This is a genomic window from Oricola thermophila, assembly GCF_013358405.1.
GTDB lineage: Bacteria > Pseudomonadota > Alphaproteobacteria > Rhizobiales > Rhizobiaceae > Oricola > Oricola thermophila.
In genome coordinates, this window is the sequence record NZ_CP054836.1 from 3,171,165 (window position 1) to 3,186,982 (window position 15,818).

A 15,818-nucleotide genomic window follows, 5' to 3' on the forward strand; every position below is an offset into this window, starting at 1 on the left:
CTGGACAAGCCGGTTTTCCTGTGAGAGGGCGGGCGAAACCCGACTCAGACGGAACCTATCCCATGACAGAGCCCCTCTATCTCGAAGACATCCAGGTCGGCCGGACCTTCGTCAGCGCCAAGCACGAACTCGACGCCGAGCAGATCAAGCGCTTCGCCTCGGAATTCGACCCGCAGTTCTTCCACACCGACGAGGAGGCAGCGAAGGACTCCTTCTTCAAGGGACTGGCGGCCAGCGGCTGGCATGTCGCGGCAGTGACCATGCGGCTCGTCGTCGACATGATACCGGCCGGCGGCGGCATGATCGGCGCCAGCGTGGAAATCACCTGGCCGCAGCCCACGCGCCCCGGCGACGTGCTGCAGGTGTTCAGCGAGGTCACCGAGGTGCGGCCGTCGCGCTCCAAGCCCGATCGCGGCATCGTCACGCTGAGAAGCGAAACCCGCAACCAGAAGGGCGAGGTGCTGCAGGTGCTGACCACCAAACAGCTGATGTTCCGGCGGCCGGCCTAGCCCCGCCGCCCCGAACCGACCCGGCCCGCGAAGCGGGACACCTTCCCGCCGCCCGCAGGAAAAGAATGGCCCTATCCGGCGTATCGACTTCCCTTTACGTAAACGTTAAACAACCGCCGTCCGACAAGGAGGAGCAGTCAAGATGAACCTCGTCTTCCGCATGATCCAGGTCATGCTCACCGCCATGCTGGGGGGAAGAATGGATGTTACCGAGGAAGGGCGCGTCCGGCTGCGCTGCTGGCCGAACGACCTCGACATCAACCTGCACATGAACAACGGCCGCTATCTCACCATCATGGACCTGGGGCGGCTCGACCTGCTGCTGCGGACCGGGCTGTGGCGGACGATGCGCGAGCGCAAGTGGTACCCGGTCGTCGCGGCGGAGAAGATCGCGTTCCGCCGCTCGCTCAACGCGTTCGACACCTTCGAGCTGACGACGCAGGTGATCGGCTGGGACGAGAAATGGCTCTATATCGAGCATCGCATGGAGCGCGACGGCAACGTGATGGCGCAGGCCTTCATCAAGGGCCTGTTCCTCGGGCCCGAGGGAAAGGTGCCGATGGCCGATCTCGTTGCCGCGGCAGGCCATGAAGGGCCGTCGCCCGAAATGGACCCGAAAGTAGTGGAATCCCTTTCCTGACGCAGAGTTTTCAAAATAAAATTCGTTAATCCAAAGAATTAATACGCGATGTGGAAAAAAAGAATCACGGATTAAACATATTAGTAATGTCCGCGTGATGAATTCCGGCGATGCCAGCCGTGGACAAAAGCCAATGAAGCTCGAGGAACAACTTGAACTCTCCGCGTTTCAAAGCGCGATTCTCGAGGCCGTCGCCACGGGAAGCGACTTCACCGCAGTCTCCGACCGCATCTGTCGCGGCGCCGAAATGCTCGCCCAGGGCACATATTGCACCATAGTAAGCGTGGACGAGGCGGGGCTGTTGCACCCGGTTTCCGCGCCGAGCCTGCCGGACAGCTATTCGCAGGCCCTGGAAGGACTGCCCATCGGGCCCGATACCGGCTCCTGCGGCACGGCCGCATACCTGGGGGAACCGGTGCATACCGAGGACATCGCTACCGATCCGAAATGGGCGGACTATCGCGGGCTGGCGCTGCCGCTCGGCCTCAGGGCCTGCTGGTCAACACCGATCAAATCCCGCGACGGCCGACCGGTAGCGACATTCGCCTTCTATTTCCGCGAGAAGCGAAGCTCGACGGAGATGGAGCGCGAGCTGGTGGCGCGCTGCGCCCACCTGTGCACCATCGCCTACGAGCATACCGAGATGACCGCGCGCAATCACTTCCTGGCCTACCGCGACCAGCTCACGGGCCTGGGAAACCGTCGTTCCTTCGAAGCGGCATTCAACGCGCCGGCGCTCTTCCACGACTCCTTCGGGCTGCTGATGCTCGACATCGACAATCTCAAGATCGTCAATGACAGCCTCGGACACGAAGCAGGCGACCAGCTGATCAGCGCGGTCGCCCGGCGCCTGAAGAAGATGTTCGGCCCCGACCACGCGTTCCGGCTGGGCGGCGACGAATTCGCCATCATCCGGCATGGATGCGGCGACCACGAAACGCTGGAGGAAACGGCGCGGGCGTTGCTGGACCTGGTAATGGCACCCATCGTGCAGAAGGGCGCCACCATCAATCCGAGCGTGACCCTGGGCGGCGTGATCAACGGTGCGGACGGCAGTTCGCCGGAACAGCTGAGACAAAACGCGGATCTCACCCTGTACCACGCGAAGGAAACCCGGCGCGGCGGCTACATGCGTTTCGACCCCGGCCACAAGACATCCATCGTGCGCCGGATCGACCAGTCGCGCCAATTGGCGGAAGCGCTCAACGAAGACCGCGTGCTCGCCCATTTCCAGCCCGTGGTCAGTCTCGAGACCGGCCGGATTACCGGAGTCGAGGCGCTGGCGCGCATCCGCCAGCCGGACGGGCGTATCGCGGAGGCGGGAGAATTTCTCATGGCATTCGCCGACCCGCGCAACGCGGCGCGACTGACCGACCGGATGATCGACCTGACCACCCGGGACTTCCGGGGCTGGCTGGACGAAGGCCTGCCCATCGAGCACATGGCGCTCAACCTGACCACCGCGGATTTCCGGGCGACCGATCTCGATGTCCGCCTCGGAGACGCCTTCGGAAAGGCCGGCATTCCGCTCAAGCACCTGCATCTCGAAGTGACCGAGACGGTGATGATGGAAAACCGGCTGGTGCGTCAGATGTCAGATCTGCGCGAGCGCGGCGTGCGCCTGGCGCTGGACGATTTCGGGACCGGCTTCGCCTCGCTGACCCACCTGCTGAGCTTCCCCGTCGACATCATCAAGATCGACAAGACCTTCGTCACGCGGCTGCTGTCCGACCGGCCGAGCGCCGCCATCGTCCAGGCCCTGATCGACATCGCGCGCAAGATCGGAATCGACATCGTCGCGGAAGGCGTGGAGGAGACGGAACAGGCGGAGCGGCTCGCGACACTGGGCTGCCACTACGCGCAGGGCTACCTGTTCTCGCGGCCCGCGGACGCGGCAACCATCGCCCGGCTGCTGCGCTCGACCCTGCCAACCGGCCGGATCGATCCGCCGGAGGAAACCGGCCTGGAAGACAAGCGCGCCTGATCCCGGCCGCTAGAGCGGAAGCGGGTATTTCCGGTAGACCGCCTGTATCTCGTCGAGCACCGCCTCGGAAAGCTCGACGTCGACGGCCGCGATGTCGGTCCTCAGCTGATCCATGCCCGTCGCGCCGATGATGGCCGCAGTGGTGAAAGGCCGCGACAGGACGAAGGCCAGAGCCATCTGCGCCGGCTCGAGTCCGTGCCTGTCCGCGATATCCAGATAGGCGGCGACCGCCGGCTTCGAGCGCTCCGTCCAGCGGCCGTTGAGATCCGCCTGCATGGACATGCGCGAGCCCGCCGGTACCGCGCCGTCACGGTACTTGCCCGACAACAGCCCGGCGGCAAGCGGGGAATAGGCGAGCAGGCCGATATCCTCGTGCGCGCACAATTCGGCGAAATCGGTGTCGAAAATGCGGTGCAGAAGCGAATACTCGTTCTGAATCGAGGCGACGCGCGGGAGACCCCGTTCCGCGCCGATGCGCAGATAGTTCATCGTGCCCCAGACGGTCTCGTTGGAGAGGCCGAAATGGCGGATCTTGCCCTCCTTGCGCAGCGCCTCCATCGTTTCCAGCGTCTCCAGGAAATCGGCCCGCGCCTTCTCGCCGTCATGGGTGTGCGGCGCCCATGTCCAGGTCTGGCGAAAGTGGTAGGAACCGCGGTTCGGCCAGTGGACCTGGTAAAGATCGATATAGTCGGTCTGCAGCCTCTTCAGCGAACGCTCGCAGGCGCGACGGATCTTTTCCGCCGAGAGCGGCGCGCCGTCGTCGATATGCGGCCGGCCCGGCCCGACGACCTTGGTGGCGAGCACGATGTCCTGGCGCCTGCCGCGGCTCGCGAACCAGGTGCCGATGATCTCCTCGGTGCGGCCATAGGTCTCCGGCCCCTGCGGGGTCGTGGGATAGAGCTCCGCGGTGTCGAAGAAGTTGACGCCCTGCGAGACGGCATAGTCCATCTGCTCGTGGCCCTCGGCCTCCGTGTTCTGGGAACCCCATGTCATGGTGCCAAGGCAGATCGCGCTGACCTCGAGGCCGGTGCGGCCGAGCTTGCGGTATTTCATCGCTTTTTCCGTTCAGGATCGAAAAACCAGTGGAAGGACGGTGGCGTCGTTATAGCCGGACTGCGCCAGACGGCAACCGCGCGGCTGGACAAGTGCACGAAACGTGGTGTTCACTCCGGCCGATAGTCATGCACTGTTCCATTGTTCACAGGGAGGAAACCATGAAAAAACTGATCGGCCTCGCGGCCGCCTTCACGCTCGCATCATCGATCGCCGCCTTCGCGTTCGAGCCGTCCAACACCGAGTGCATCGCCCCGGCCAATCCGGGCGGCGGATGGGACTTCACCTGCCGCCAGGTCGGCAAGACCATGCAGGATCTCGGCCTCATTCCCGGCACCATGCAGGTGACGAACCTGGCCGGCGGCGGCGGCGGCGTGGCCTATGCCGAGGTCGCCAACAAGCGCAATGACGACAACAACCTGATCGTCGCGGCCTCGTCGGCGACGGCGACACGGCTGGCGCAGGGCGCATTCCCCGGCAACACGATGGACCAGATGCGCTGGGTCGGCGCGGTCGGCGCCGACTACGGCATCATCGCCGTGGCCGCCGATTCCGATGTCGAAACGCTCTCCGAGCTGATGGACATGATCAAGGCCGACCCGACCTCGGTGTCGGTGGCGGGCGGTTCGGCCGTCGGCGGCTGGGACCACCTCAAGGTGCTGCTCGCCGCTCGCGAAGCCGGCATCGAGGACGTGCGCCAGATCAAGTATGTCGCCTTCGACGGCGGCGGCGAGGCGGTGACGCAGCTGCTCGCCGGCTCGGTGCAGGCCTTTACCGGTGACGCATCGGAAGCCAAGGGCTTCGTCGATTCCGGCGACATCAAGGTGATCGCGGTGCTCTCGCCGGAGCGCCTGGAAGGCGATTTCGCCGACTTCCCGACCGCAAAGGAACAGGGCATCGACGTGATCGGCGCCAACTGGCGCGGCTTCTACGCGCCGGGCGGCATGTCCGACGACGCCTATGCCTTCTGGACCGACGCCGTGGCCAAGACCTACGCTTCCGACGAGTGGAAGGCCGTGATGGCGCAGAACGGACTCGCGCCGCTCGACATGACGGGCGACGCGTTCGAGGCCTTCGTGGCGGAATCGATCGCCTCGATCACCGACCTGTCCAAGCAGATCGGCCTGATCAAGTAGGCGCGCAGCCACCGAATCGACATCCCGTCCGGCGGCTCCGCGCCGGACGGATTTCGGATCACGGGGGGGAGGAGTGATCATGAGCGACCGAATTTTCGGCGTCATCGGCCTGCTGCTGGCAGGATTCTATGCCTGGCAGGCAACGCTGATCCAGGAAAGCTTCATCCAGGACCCGGTCGGCCCCAAGGCCTTCCCCTTCATCATCGCCGTGGTGCTGGCGGCATCCGGCATCGTCTTCGTGCTCAAGCCCGACCCCGCGCCGGACTGGCCGGCCGTCGGGCGCATCTTCGAGATCGCCGTCACGGTCGCGGTGATGATCGCCTATGCGCTGGCGCTGCCGGAAGCCGGCTTCGTCGTCTCGACGGCGGTGGCCGCGGCATTCCTTTCCTGGCGGCTGGGCGCGAAACCCGCCCGTGCTCTGGCGGCGGGAATCGCGATTTCCGTCGGCATCTACGTCATTTTCCATCTCGTGCTCGGCCTTTCGCTGGCCGAAGGTCCGTGGGGGTTCTGAACGATGGACGTGCTTTCCTCGCTCGGTGACGGTTTTGCCGTCGCCTTCACGCTGCAGAACCTGATGCTGGCGCTGGTCGGCTGCTTTCTCGGCACGGTGATGGGCGCGCTGCCGGGCCTCGGCCCGTCCAACGGCGTGGCCATACTGATCCCGCTCGCCTTTACACTCGGCCTTCCGGCAACCCCGGCGCTGATCCTGCTGACCAGCGTCTATTACGGCGCCATGTATGGCGGGCGAATCTCCTCGATCCTGCTCAACATACCCGGCGACGAGCCGGCGCTGATGACGACGCTGGACGGCTATCCGATGGCGAAACAGGGCATGGCCGGCGAGGCGCTGGCGCTGTCCGGCATAGCCTCCTTCGTCGGCGCCTTCTTCGCCACCTGGGGCCTCGTCTTCCTGGCGCCGCAGCTGGTGAAGGTGGCGCTGCTGTTCGGCCCGGCGGAGTATTTCGCGCTGTTCACGCTGGCCTTCGCGACGCTGGGCGGCATCGCCAGCCGCAACCAGGCCAAGGCGGCCTTCGCCGCGGCGCTCGGCCTCGGAATCGCCACCGTCGGAGTCGACGGCCAGACCGGCGTGCCGCGCTTCTCCTTCGGCGAGGTGCACCTCTATGACGGGATCGATTTCCTGGTCGCCATCGTCGGGCTGTTCGCCCTGTCGGAGGTGTTCGTGTTCCTGGAGAACCATCGCGGCGCGGCGGAAGCGGAGAAAGACCAGGTCAAGATCGGCCGGGTGACACCGCCACTTTCCATGCTGAAGAAAACGGCCGGCGCCATGAGCCGCTCGACGGTGATCGGCTTTATCGCCGGCGTGCTGCCCGGGGCCGGCGCCTCGCTCGGCTCCTTCCTTTCCTATTCCATCGAGAAGCGCGTTTCCGACAGGGACGGCACCTTCGGCAAGGGCGATCCGCGCGGCGTGGCGGCACCGGAAGCCGGGAACAACGCCGCGGCGGGCGGCGCGCTGGTGCCGATGCTGGCGCTGGGCGTGCCGGGCTCGGGCACGACGGCGGTGCTGCTGGCCATGCTGCTGGCGCTCAACATCACGCCGGGACCGCTGCTGTTCCAGCAGAACCCGGACGTGGTCTGGGGCCTGATCGCGGCGCTGTTCATCGGCAATGTCATGCTGCTGCTGATGAACATACCGCTGGTGTCGATCTTCGTGCGGGTGCTGCTGATCCCGCCGAAATACCTGATGCCCGCGGTGGCGATGATCTCCTTCGTCGGCATCTACGGCATTTCCGGCTCGACCTTCGACCTGATGGTGATGGTCGGCTTCGGGGTGATCGGATGGGTGCTGCGCAAGCTCGACGTGCCGCTGGTGCCGGTGATCCTCGGCGTGCTGCTGGGCGACCAGATGGAAAAGAACCTGCGCCGGGCAATGACCATCTCCGACGGCGACTGGTCGGCGCTGTTCGCCTCGCCGCTGGCGATCGGGCTGTGGGCCTTCGCGTTCGTCGGCTTTGTCGCGCCGATCCTTTTCGGCCGGTACTTCCGCGTGAAACGGCGCGACGAGGAGCATGTCGGCGACTGAAGGCGGCGGTCAGGCGGATTTGCGCGCGACGTAGACCGTCTGGGTGAACTCGCGATCTTCCTGAAGGGGATTGCGGAAGGTGACGGGCTCGGCACGGACCTCGTCGAACACGCCCGCAAGGCGCGCCACGAAAGCCTCGTCTGCCCGGTCGTCGGACCACAGGCCCATGATCCCGCCCGGATGCAAGTGCGCAGACAGGCGTTCGAAACCCTCGCGGCTGTAGAAGCTGCCGCTGCGCCCGTCGAGCAGCCGGTCGGGCGCGTGATCGATGTCGATCAGGATCGCATCGAAGCGGCGGCGCGGCCTATCCGGATCGAAGCCGTCCGCCGACGCCGACAGGGCGAAGAAATCGCCGCGCACGAACCGGCAGCGCGGATCGGCCGACAGGGGCGGATCGAGGGGCAAAAGGCCCCGTTCGTGCCAGTCGATCACCGGTTCGAGCATCTCGACAACGACCAGAGAGCGGACATTGTCGTGTTCGAGCACGGCCCGCGCGGTATAGCCGAGGCCAAGTCCGCCGACGAGGACATCGATCTCGCGGCCTGCAAGGGGCGCGAGGCCCAGCCGCGCCAGCGCGATCTCCGACACGGTGAACAGGCTCGACATGAGGTGCTCCTCGCCGAGCAGGATCTCGTAGACATCCTCGCCCAGCGCAAGGACGCGGCGGCGGCGCAGGATGACCGGACCGATCGGCGTCGGACAATAGTCGATTTCCTCGAAAAGCTTGCTCATGAACGTCCCGACTCCGGCTGCGATCCCGGCATCCTATCAGGAAAGGGAACGGGAGGGGAAAACCAGCCTCCGCGGAGACGCGCGACCGCGAAACCGCCGCACTCCCGGCCCATATGTCCGAGTGGACGGACGAGCGGCGTTCGTCCATGATTTTCCGGCAAGTGTCGCGCGAAAGAGTCCATGGACACACGACAGCAAGAGCCCTTCGTTCCGCCCCACCCGGCCCCGCGCACCCGGCCGCCGACGCGGCTGGAGCTGATCCGCACCACGATGCGCAACCCGATCGAGATCTGGGGCGAGCCGTCCTACACCAAGCCGCACATCCTGGTGCGATTTCTCGGCGAGACGATACTGATCGCCAACCACCCGGAACTGATCCGCCACGTCCTGATCGACAACGCGAAGAACTACCGCATGGCGACGGTGCGGCAGCTGATCCTGCGACCGATCCTGCGCGACGGGCTGCTCACGGCCGAAGGCGATGTCTGGAAGCGCTCGCGCAAGGCAATGGCACCGGTGTTCACGCCGCGCCACATCCGAGGTTTCGCCGAGATGATGAAGGCGCGCGTCGAGAGCTTTCTCGACCGGTTCCGCGAGAGCGACGGCGAGGTGCGCGACATCAGCCACGACATGACGGAACTGACATTCCAGGTGCTGTCGGCGACGCTGTTTTCCGACGACGTCGCCGCGGAAGGCAGCGACTTCGCGGAGGATGTCGACCGGCTGCTGTCGACCATGGGCCGGGTCGATCCGCTAGACCTGGTCAAGGCGCCGGGATGGCTGCCGCGCATCCGGCGCATGCGGGGACGCAGGGTGCTGGAGAAGTTTCGCAAGGTGGTGCGGGACACCATGGCGGCCCGGCGGCAGAAGATGAAGGACGATCCGGACGCGGTTCCCGAGGATTTCCTGCGGCTGCTCCTTGAGGCGGAAAAACCCGGCGGGCTGACGGCGGCGGAGGTGGAGGACAACCTCATCACGTTCATCGGCGCCGGCCACGAAACGACCGCCCGCGCGCTCGGCTGGACGCTCTACTGCCTCGCCAATGCCCCGCGCGAGCGGGCGCTGGTGGAGGAAGAGATCGCCGCGGTGCTGGCGGAAGGCCCGCCGCCGGTGGAGTGGCTGGAAAGGATGCCCCGGACGCGGGCAGCCTTCGAGGAGGCGCTGAGACTGTATCCGCCGGCGCCGACGATCAACCGCGAGGCGGTCGAGGCGGAGACCGTCACCCTGGGCGACGGGACGGCGGTGGAGATCGAGAAGGGCACGACCGTGCTGGTCATGCCCTGGGTGCTGCACCGCCACCGGCTGTACTGGGAGGAGCCGGACGCCTTCCGGCCCTCGCGCTTCTGGCCGGAAAACCGCGACAGGATCGACCGGTTCCAGTACCTGCCCTTCGGCGCAGGCCCGAGAATCTGCATCGGCGCGACCTTCGCGCTGCAGGAGGCGGTGATCGCGCTGGCGCTGATCCTGAACGAATTCCGCCTGGAACCGACGCCGGACCTCGATCCCTGGCCGGTACAGAAGCTGACCGTGCAGGCGCAGAACGGCCTGCCGATGCGTGTGGAAAAACGCCGGGCACGGCCAGGCTGACAGTCAGGGCCGCGACGGGGCAAGGGCAACCCGGCAGGAAACGGTCAGCCAGAAAAAGGCGAACAGCACGATGAAAGGCAGTGCCAGAAGCAGTTCCGACAGGAATGGCACCGTGGCACGGACCGGCATGATCCATGGCAGAAAACAAACGAGCGTCGCGACCAGGCAGACCGCGAAGCTGCCAGTTCCCGCGATGGCGCGATGGACAAGCGCGAGGAGTGCCGCCGCCGCGATCAGTGCGCCCATGTCGTAGAAGAAGAAATATGGCGATACCAATGCGCTACCGGCGAGGAAGACCAGGCTCCGGCGGAAATCGGTGTCTGCGCGGGCGATGCAGATGACAGCGCTGACCAGCATCAGCGCGGAATAGACGAGGTTCACCCGCACCGCGAGCGCGGCAGGAACATCAAGCAGCCTCAGGAAGGCAAAAGGCGTCGGCATCATCCGCAGGAAAATGCCGACCCACTCCGTCATCACCGATGTCTGGTCGGCAAGCGTGACGGTCGCGAAGAGGATGAAGGGCTCGATGCCGAATATCGCGGCAGAAAGGGCGAGAAGGACGAATATCCCGGTCGCGGCGGCGAATATCGCAGTCCAGCGACGCTCCACCAGGAACAGCACGGGAACGAGCACGGCAAGCTGCGGCTTGACCGAAAGCAGCGCAACGAGCAGGCCGGCGATCCATGGCCGCGTATCGCGCAGCGCCAGGGCAGCGAGAATGATTCCGGCAAACCAGAAGCCGTTCTGGCCGACCGCGATCTGGGTGGTGACATAGGGAAGCAGCAGAATCGCGACCTGGGGCAGATCGGGAAGACCGCCGCCGGGCGGCGACACGGCAAGGAAACGGACAAGGCCCCAGACGAAAACGGCAAAACCCAGGACCTGGAACGCGACATAGGCAAGCGGATAGGGAAGGAAGGCAAGCGGCCACAGGAAGAGGAGCGCATGAGGCGGATAGGACCAGTTGCGCAGTTCCATGTCCCGGCCGAACTGTTCCTGCAACCCTTCGAAATAGGCATCGGGGCGGAAAAGCAGCCCGTGCTCGCCGGACACCGCCAGCTTCGCGGCAAACCAGTAATTTACGAAGTCCTTGTTGACGAGCGTATCGGTTTCGGCGAGGCGAATGAGCGAGAAGGCCGTGTCGCCGAAACTCGCGCCCCAGACGCCGAGACTTCCCGACAGAAGCAGGAGCAGGCAGACAATGGCGAAAACTACCGTGCGCCTGGTGACAGCCCGGTGAACTGCTGCGTTGTCCTGCATGTGCCCTTTCCCGATTCGCGTTCCAGGCAGGCTAGTGCCGCTCACCTGAAAATGGAATCGCCGGCGCACCCGGGCAGGGTAACTGCATTGCCCCGACCGGGCCGACAGGCTTAATTGGCACGGCCAAAAGGAACATGCCACATGACTCTTTGGAAATGACCCTCTCACTCGGCATCGACACGGGCGGCACCTATACGGACGCCGTCATCCACGACGAGACGCGGGGCGTGATCGCCAAGGCAAAGGCGCTCACGACGCGGCACGACCTCGCGATCGGCATCGGCGAGGCGATGGAGAAGGTGCTCGCGGAAAGCGCCGTCGAAGCAGGAAGAATCGGCCTGGTGTCGATATCGACCACCCTGGCCACCAACGCGCTGGTGGAAGGCCAGGGCGGACGGGTCGCGCTGGTGATGATCGGCTTCGAGGAGGCAGATCTCGACAGGGCCGGGCTGAAAGAAGCGCTCGGCAGCGACCCGGTCGTTTTCATCGAGGGCGGACACGATGCGCACGGGCGGGCGAACCCGCTCGGCCTCGCGGCGCTCGAGAGCGCCCTGCCCGGCCTGCGGGACGAGGTCTCGGCCTTCGCCGTCGCCGGCTATTTCGCCGTGCGCAACCCCGAACACGAGATCGCGGCACGGGACCTGATCCGGGCGCGCACGGGCCTGCCGGTGACGACCAGCCACGAACTGTCCGCAAGGCTCGACGGACCCCGCAGGGCACTGACTACGGTTCTCAATGCGCGGCTGATCGCGATGATCGACCGGCTGATCGTCGCCGCGGAAGCGCGGATGACGGCGGCGGGCATCGCCGCGCCGCTGATGGTGGTGCGCGGCGACGGCTCGCTGGTCTCGGCGGATTTCGCCCGCGCGCGGCCGATCGAGACGATCCTTTCCGGCCCGGCGGCGAGCCTGGTCGGCGCGCGCTACCTCACCGGCGCCGACAATGCGTTGGTCGCCGATATCGGCGGAACGACGACCGACATCGCCATTCTCGACAGCGGCCGACCGCGCATCGACCCGCAGGGCGCAAGCGTGGGCGGCTTCCGCACCATGGTCGAAGCGGTGGCAATGCGAACCTTCGGCCTGGGCGGCGACAGCGAGGCGGGTCTCGCGGAAGGCGGGCTGAAACCCGAAATCCGCCTCGGCCCGCGGCGCCTGGTGCCGCTGTCGCTGCTTGCGCACCTGCACGGAGACAGCGTGAAACGGGACCTCGAACGGCAGGCGCGCGCGCCTTTTCCGGGCCGGAACGAGGGACGGTTCGCGCTGAAGGCCGGCGTACCGGAAAAGCTGGCGGCCGGGCTGTCGCGCCCGGAACGGGAGTTGTTCAGCCGGCTAGGCGATGCGCCGCAGCCACTCGACCGGCTGATCGGCGCAACGGCGGAACTGGCGACGCTTGACCGGCTGGTCGCACGCGGCCTGGCACTGATCGGCGGCTTCACGCCGTCCGATGCGCAGCACGTGCTTGGGCGCTTCATGCACTGGGACCGGGAAGCCGCGCGGCTGGGGGCGGTCCTGTTCGCGCGCAGGAAGGACCGCTACGGCAATCCGATTGCCCCGGACGCGGAAACGATCAGCCGCCGCGTGGTCGAAAGGCTGATCCGGCTGTCGGCGGAACGAATACTGGAAACGGCCTTCGCGGAGGACGGTCTCGACGGCGCGGCGCTGGCCGCCTCGCAACCGGTGCAGCGCGCGCTCGACGGCGAGAGGGGCATTGCACGCCTTGCCCTGTCGCTCGACAGGACACTGATCGGACTCGGCGCCGGCGCGGCCGCCTGCCACCCGGACGCCGGAGCATTGCTGGCCACGCCGACAACCGTTCCCGAACATGCCGACGTGGCCAACGCGATCGGCGCCGTGGTTGGACAGGTGCGCGTCACCGTCGTTGCCGAGATCGTGCAGCCGGCCGAGGGCCGGTTCGAGATAGCCGGGATCGAGGGTGCGGCCAATCTCGCCTTCGAGAACGAGGACAACGCGCTGGAAACGGCGGAGAGACTGTGCCGGGAGGCGGCGGAAAGACAGGCCCGCGAAGCCGGCGCCGCCGAGGTGACATCGAGCGTGACACGCGACGTGAAGACGGTCAGGGTCGAGGGCTGCGAGCAGTTCATTTCCGCCAGCGTGACCGCGACGGCCGGCGGACGACCGGCGACGGCCCGCTGAGGCATCGACAGCCGATCTTTTCCGATTCGGAGAAAATCATTGTCACCTTGTCCAAGTTGACAGGGAAAGCGGTGCCGTGCATTGCCGCTGCATCACGGAAATTGCGGGAGCAGCAGGATGACAGGAACGATCACCATAGACGGCCTGACGATCGACAAGGACCTGTTCGATTTCATCACCGACGAGGCGATGCCCGGCACGGGCGTGAAGAAGGAAGAGTTCTGGCCCGCCTTCTCCCGGATCGTGCACGAGCTTGCGCCGCGCAACCGGGAGCTGCTGGCGCGCCGCGACGAGTTGCAGGAAAAGCTCGACGCCTGGTACCGCGAGCACCGCGAGAGCGGCTTCGAGATGCCCGAATACAAGGCGTTCCTGGAGCAGATCGGCTACCTCGTGCCCGAGGGCGAGCCTTTCCGGGTGACGACGCAGAACGTCGACCCCGAGATCGCCGCGGTCGCCGGGCCGCAGCTCGTCGTACCCATCATGAACGCCCGTTTCGCGCTCAACGCGGCGAATGCCCGCTGGGGCTCGCTCTACGACGCGCTCTACGGCACGGACGCGCTGGGCGACCTGCCGAAGGGCGGCGGTTACGATCCCGAACGCGGCAGCCGCGTGATCGCCTGGGCGCGCGATTTCCTGAACACCAGCGTCCCGCTGACGGCCGACTGGAACGAGGCACGCGGCTTCGCCGTCGAGAACGGCTCGCTGACGGTACGGACCGAGGGCGGCACGGCCGGGCTGAAGGACAGGACGCAGTTCGCCGGCTATCGCGGGGACGCCTCCGCGCCAACCGCCATCCTGCTCGTCCGGAACGGCATGCATGTCGAGATCGTCATCAACCCGGATCACCCGATAGGCAAGGACGACAAGGCCCATATCGCCGACGTGGTGCTGGAATCGGCGCTCACGACGATCATGGATTGCGAGGATTCGGTCGCCGCCGTCGATGCCGAGGACAAGACGCTGGTCTACCGCAACTGGCTCGGCCTGATGAAGGGCGACCTGGAGGAGACCTTCGAGAAGGGCGGGAAAACCGTCACCCGCATGATGAACCCGGATCGGGAATACGTCGCGCCGGACGGAAAATCCTTCGCGCTCAAGGGACGCGCGCTGATGCTGGTGCGCAATGTCGGCCATCTGATGACCACCCCGGCGGCGACCGACCGCGACGGCAACGAGGTTCCCGAAGGCATCATGGACGCCATGATGACCGGGCTGATCGCGCTGCACGACATCGGGCCGAACGGCCGCAGGGCCAATTCGCAGGCCGGCTCGATGTATGTGGTCAAGCCGAAGATGCACGGGCCGGATGAAGTCGCGTTCGCCGTCGATCTGTTCGCCCGCGTCGAGGCCGCGCTCGGCATGGCGCCCAACACGATCAAGATGGGCATCATGGACGAGGAACGCCGTACCACGGTGAACCTCAAGGAATGCATCCGCGCCGCAAAGGAGCGCGTCGTCTTCATCAATACCGGCTTCCTCGACCGCACCGGCGACGAGATCCACACCTCGATGGAACTCGGCCCCATGATCCGCAAGGGCGACATGAAGTCCGCACCGTGGATCCAGGCCTACGAGGACTGGAACGTCGATATCGGGCTGGAATGCGGCCTTTCCGGACATGCCCAGATCGGCAAGGGCATGTGGGCGATGCCCGACCTGATGCACGCCATGCTCGAGCAGAAGATCGGCCATCCGAAGGCGGGTGCAAACACCGCCTGGGTGCCGTCGCCGACGGCGGCGACGCTGCACGCCACGCACTACCACGCGGTCGACGTGAAGGCGGTGCAGGAACAGCTGAAGTCGCGCGGTCGCGCGAAGCTGGAGGACATCCTTTCGGTGCCGGTGGCAAGGCGGCCGAACTGGTCGGAGGAAGACATCCAGCGCGAACTCGAGAACAATGCGCAGGGCATTCTCGGCTACGTGGTGCGCTGGATCGACCAAGGCATCGGCTGCTCCAAGGTGCCGGACATCAACGATGTCGGGCTGATGGAGGACCGGGCGACGCTGCGCATCTCCTCGCAGCACATGGCCAACTGGCTGCATCATGGCATCGTCTCGGAACACCAGATCGTCGAAACGATGAAGAAGATGGCCGAGGTGGTGGACCGGCAGAACGCCGGCGACCCGAACTACCGGCCGATGGCACCGGACTTCGACGGATCGGTGGCCTTCCAGGCCGCGCTCGACCTGGTGCTCAAGGGCCGCGAGCAGCCTTCCGGCTATACCGAGCCGATCCTGCACCGCAGGCGGCTGGAGCTGAAGGCAAGTCGGCGCTGACATGGAAAACCCGCCCGGCATGACCGGGCGGGTTTTCACTTTCCGCAATCGCGGTCAGGCGCCTTGACCTGTTCCGCGCAGATCCTTCACCACATCAATGACAATGAACAAGGTTGCCAGCTGGGCTGCGATGACCGCAGGCCAGACCTCGTCAAAGGCGGGGTCGAACCACTTTTGCGGTCCGTAGGAGATCATCGCCAATGCCCCCGCCAGAAGCGCCAGGACAGCGCCGGAACGTCCCGGCATCCGCATCAGCGCAGCAACGCAGACCGCCAAGGATACACCGAGGAACGGCCCCATGCCGAACGGGGCGACAACATAGGGCGGATGCGGCGGCGCCTGGGTGAACATGGCAAGGAGCATGACGACCTGAAGCACAAGAAGGGCCGCAACCGCAGTGGCGGTGACCGAGTATCGCATGTCACTATCCTTTTCCGTAAAGT

The 15,818-nt window shown here is 65.8% G+C and carries 13 protein-coding genes; 9 read left to right on the plus strand and 4 right to left on the minus strand.

From position 1 onward, the window contains the following. The first annotated feature begins 62 nt into the window (after positions 1 to 62). From HTY61_RS15255 to HTY61_RS15265, 3 genes are all read left to right on the plus strand, one after another. Entirely contained in the window at positions 63 to 509 is a 447-nt protein-coding gene (locus tag HTY61_RS15255) for a MaoC family dehydratase (RefSeq protein WP_175277605.1), read from the plus strand. A gap of 142 nt (positions 510 to 651) precedes the next feature. Continuing rightward, a complete protein-coding gene (locus HTY61_RS15260) occupies positions 652 to 1,149 on the plus strand; it encodes a thioesterase family protein (RefSeq protein ID WP_175277606.1) in 498 nt (165 codons plus the stop codon). Positions 1,150 to 1,282: 133 nt separating this feature from the next. Then, entirely contained in the window at positions 1,283 to 3,133 is a 1,851-nt protein-coding gene (locus HTY61_RS15265) for a putative bifunctional diguanylate cyclase/phosphodiesterase (RefSeq protein WP_175277607.1), read from the plus strand. 9 nt (positions 3,134 to 3,142) lie between these two features. Here the strand turns inward: HTY61_RS15265 and HTY61_RS15270 are convergent, their stop codons facing one another. Further along, the gene (locus tag HTY61_RS15270; RefSeq protein ID WP_175277608.1) at positions 3,143 to 4,186 is read right to left on the minus strand and encodes an aldo/keto reductase; all 1,044 of its coding nucleotides are present in this window, start codon (positions 4,184 to 4,186) and stop codon (positions 3,143 to 3,145) included. A gap of 161 nt (positions 4,187 to 4,347) precedes the next feature. Between HTY61_RS15270 and HTY61_RS15275 the strand changes: the two genes are divergently transcribed. From HTY61_RS15275 to HTY61_RS15285, 3 genes are all read left to right on the plus strand, one after another. After that, positions 4,348 to 5,322 (plus strand): Bug family tripartite tricarboxylate transporter substrate binding protein, encoded by a 975-nt coding sequence (locus HTY61_RS15275; protein ID WP_175277609.1) that lies wholly within the window; start codon positions 4,348 to 4,350, stop codon positions 5,320 to 5,322. Positions 5,323 to 5,401: 79 nt separating this feature from the next. Beyond that, positions 5,402 to 5,833 (plus strand): tripartite tricarboxylate transporter TctB family protein, encoded by a 432-nt coding sequence (locus HTY61_RS15280; RefSeq protein ID WP_175277610.1) that lies wholly within the window; start codon positions 5,402 to 5,404, stop codon positions 5,831 to 5,833. A gap of 3 nt (positions 5,834 to 5,836) precedes the next feature. After that, entirely contained in the window at positions 5,837 to 7,363 is a 1,527-nt protein-coding gene (locus tag HTY61_RS15285) for a tripartite tricarboxylate transporter permease (protein WP_175277611.1), read from the plus strand. Between the two features lie 9 nt (positions 7,364 to 7,372). Here the strand turns inward: HTY61_RS15285 and HTY61_RS15290 are convergent, their stop codons facing one another. Continuing rightward, on the minus strand, positions 7,373 to 8,095 hold the full coding sequence (locus HTY61_RS15290; RefSeq protein WP_175277612.1) for a spermidine synthase: 723 nt from the start codon (positions 8,093 to 8,095) through the stop codon (positions 7,373 to 7,375). 180 nt (positions 8,096 to 8,275) lie between these two features. Here HTY61_RS15290 and HTY61_RS15295 point away from each other — a divergent pair, with 180 nt between their 5' ends. Next, entirely contained in the window at positions 8,276 to 9,682 is a 1,407-nt protein-coding gene (locus tag HTY61_RS15295; RefSeq protein WP_175277613.1) for a cytochrome P450, read from the plus strand. A gap of 3 nt (positions 9,683 to 9,685) precedes the next feature. Here HTY61_RS15295 and HTY61_RS15300 read toward each other — a convergent pair whose 3' ends face one another. Next, on the minus strand, positions 9,686 to 10,942 hold the full coding sequence (locus tag HTY61_RS15300; protein ID WP_175277614.1) for a glycosyltransferase family 87 protein: 1,257 nt from the start codon (positions 10,940 to 10,942) through the stop codon (positions 9,686 to 9,688). 134 nt (positions 10,943 to 11,076) lie between these two features. Between HTY61_RS15300 and HTY61_RS15305 the strand changes: the two genes are divergently transcribed. Both HTY61_RS15305 and HTY61_RS15310 read left to right on the plus strand, forming a co-directional pair. Further along, on the plus strand, positions 11,077 to 13,098 hold the full coding sequence (locus HTY61_RS15305) for a hydantoinase/oxoprolinase N-terminal domain-containing protein (RefSeq protein WP_175277615.1): 2,022 nt from the start codon (positions 11,077 to 11,079) through the stop codon (positions 13,096 to 13,098). Between the two features lie 117 nt (positions 13,099 to 13,215). After that, positions 13,216 to 15,375: a malate synthase G gene (locus HTY61_RS15310; protein WP_175277616.1), complete on the plus strand. Its 2,160-nt coding sequence runs from the start codon at positions 13,216 to 13,218 to the stop codon at positions 15,373 to 15,375. A gap of 54 nt (positions 15,376 to 15,429) precedes the next feature. On the opposite strand, the gene HTY61_RS15315 is transcribed toward HTY61_RS15310, so the two are convergent. Continuing rightward, complete coding sequence (locus HTY61_RS15315) at positions 15,430 to 15,795, minus strand: hypothetical protein (protein WP_175277617.1); 366 nt, start codon at positions 15,793 to 15,795, stop codon at positions 15,430 to 15,432. Between the last annotated feature and the right edge of the window lie 23 nt (positions 15,796 to 15,818).

Bases quoted from the DNA above. Each gene is read 5' to 3' on its own strand.
- HTY61_RS15315 (WP_175277617.1), bottom strand. From the start codon at position 15,795: ATGCGATACTCGGTCACCGCCACTGCGGTTGCGGCCCTTCTTGTGCTT.
- HTY61_RS15275 (WP_175277609.1), top strand. From the start codon at position 4,348: ATGAAAAAACTGATCGGCCTCGCGGCCGCCTTCACGCTCGCATCATCG.
- HTY61_RS15265 (WP_175277607.1), top strand. From the start codon at position 1,283: ATGAAGCTCGAGGAACAACTTGAACTCTCCGCGTTTCAAAGCGCGATT.
- HTY61_RS15285 (WP_175277611.1), top strand. From the start codon at position 5,837: ATGGACGTGCTTTCCTCGCTCGGTGACGGTTTTGCCGTCGCCTTCACG.
- HTY61_RS15270 (WP_175277608.1), bottom strand. From the start codon at position 4,186: ATGAAATACCGCAAGCTCGGCCGCACCGGCCTCGAGGTCAGCGCGATC.
- HTY61_RS15300 (WP_175277614.1), bottom strand. From the start codon at position 10,942: ATGCAGGACAACGCAGCAGTTCACCGGGCTGTCACCAGGCGCACGGTA.
- HTY61_RS15255 (WP_175277605.1), top strand. From the start codon at position 63: ATGACAGAGCCCCTCTATCTCGAAGACATCCAGGTCGGCCGGACCTTC.
- HTY61_RS15305 (WP_175277615.1), top strand. From the start codon at position 11,077: ATGCCACATGACTCTTTGGAAATGACCCTCTCACTCGGCATCGACACG.
- HTY61_RS15310 (WP_175277616.1), top strand. From the start codon at position 13,216: ATGACAGGAACGATCACCATAGACGGCCTGACGATCGACAAGGACCTG.
- HTY61_RS15290 (WP_175277612.1), bottom strand. From the start codon at position 8,095: ATGAGCAAGCTTTTCGAGGAAATCGACTATTGTCCGACGCCGATCGGT.
- HTY61_RS15295 (WP_175277613.1), top strand. From the start codon at position 8,276: ATGGACACACGACAGCAAGAGCCCTTCGTTCCGCCCCACCCGGCCCCG.
- HTY61_RS15260 (WP_175277606.1), top strand. From the start codon at position 652: ATGAACCTCGTCTTCCGCATGATCCAGGTCATGCTCACCGCCATGCTG.
- HTY61_RS15280 (WP_175277610.1), top strand. From the start codon at position 5,402: ATGAGCGACCGAATTTTCGGCGTCATCGGCCTGCTGCTGGCAGGATTC.